At 74.7% G+C, this 1,585-nt stretch carries 2 protein-coding genes; both read left to right on the forward strand.

What is annotated here, in order from left to right; genetic code table 11:
* Window positions 1-671: SDR family oxidoreductase (locus CCN72_RS37060; RefSeq protein ID WP_143664349.1), on the forward strand; the 671-nt coding region annotated here is incomplete at its 5' end.
* A gap of 1 nt (window position 672) precedes the next feature.
* The coding region (locus CCN72_RS37065; RefSeq protein WP_143664350.1) for a beta-ketoacyl [acyl carrier protein] synthase domain-containing protein at window positions 673-1,585 on the forward strand (913 nt) is incomplete at its 3' end.

The following is a 1,585-nucleotide window of genomic DNA, read 5'->3' on the forward strand; positions in this document are numbered from 1 at the left end:
TGGGCCAGCAGGAGTTCGGCGCCCCGAAGCCCGCCGAGATCAACCGGACCGCCGAACTCCTGCTGGCCCAGCGGGAGATCACCGCGACCCTCGACGAACTCACGGCACTGGGCAGTGCGGCCCGCTATCGCGCGGTGGACTTCCGGGACCGGGACGCGGTGCTCCGGGCGGTCAAGGAGACCCACGCCGAGCACGGCCGGCTCGACGGGGTGGTGTTCGCGGCCGGGGTGATCGAGGACCGGCTGATCGCCGAGAAGTCCCCCGACTCCTTCCAGCGGGTCTACGGCACCAAGACGGCGGGCGCCGGGGCCCTGTTCGCCGCCTTGGACGACCTGCCCGGGGCGCCCACGTTCACGGTGCTGTTCGGCAGCATCGCCGCCGTCCTCGGCAACCGGGGCCAGTGCGACTACGCCGCCGCCAACGACGCCCTGGAGACGCTCGGCGCCGACTGGGCGGCCCGCACCGGGCACCGCGCGCTCACCGTGCACTGGGGCCCCTGGGTGCCGTCCGGCACCCACAACGGCATGGTCGGCGCGGAACTCGGCCGCGAGTACGCCCGTCGCGGGGTGGCGATGATCGACCCCGAGGAGGGCACCGCGGCCCTGCTGCGGGAACTCGCCTGGGGCGACCCGGCAGCCCGTGCCGTCGTCTACACCGCGTCGGGCTGGTGAGATGACGAACAGCCAACTCCCCGTCGCCATCGTCGGGATGGCGGTGCTGCTGCCGGGCGCGCGCGGACTCGACGCCTACTGGCACAACCTGCGCAGCGGCGTCGACGCGATCGGCGAGGTGCCCGCGGGCCGCTGGGACGCCGACTACTACCGCCCGGCCGTCGCCGGGCCCACCGCCCCCGACCAGGTGTACTGCCGGCGCGGCGGCTTCGTGGACGGGCTGGCCGAGGTGGAGGTCACCCGGTACGGCATCATGCCCGCCGCCGTCCCCGGAACCGAGCCCGACCAGCTGATCGCCCTCGACGTGGCCGCCGCCGCGCTCGCCGACGCGGGCGGCGAGCGCGGGCTGCCGGCCCGGGACCGCATCGGGGTCATCCTGGGCCGGGGCGGCTATCTCACCCCCGGTCTGGCCCGGCTGGACCAGCGGGTCCGCACGGCCGGCCAACTCGTCCGCACGCTAGGCGAGTTGGTGCCGGACCTGTCGTCCGCCCAACTCGACCGGGTCCGGGCGGCGTTCACCGAGCGGCTCGGCCCGGACCGCCCCGAGGCCGCGATCGGCCTCGTGCCCAACCTGGCCGCCTCCCGGATCGCCAACCGGCTCGATCTGCGCGGCCCCGCCTACACCGTCGACGCCGCCTGCGCCTCCTCACTGGTCGCCGTCGACCAGGCGGTCGGCGAACTCAGCGCCGGACGCTGCGACATGATGCTCGCCGGGGGAGTGCACCACTGCCACGACATCACCCTGTGGAGCGTCTTCTCCCAGTTGCGCGCCCTGTCCCCGACCGAGCGCATCCGGCCCTTCCACCGGGACGCCGACGGCATCCTCATCGGCGAGGGCACCGGGGTCGTCGTACTGAAGCGGCTCGCGGACGCCGAACGCGACGGCGACCGGGTCTACGCCGTGATCCGGGGCA

The sequence above is a fragment of the Streptomyces murinus genome (assembly GCF_002154555.1).
Classification (GTDB): domain Bacteria; phylum Actinomycetota; class Actinomycetes; order Streptomycetales; family Streptomycetaceae; genus Streptomyces; species Streptomyces murinus.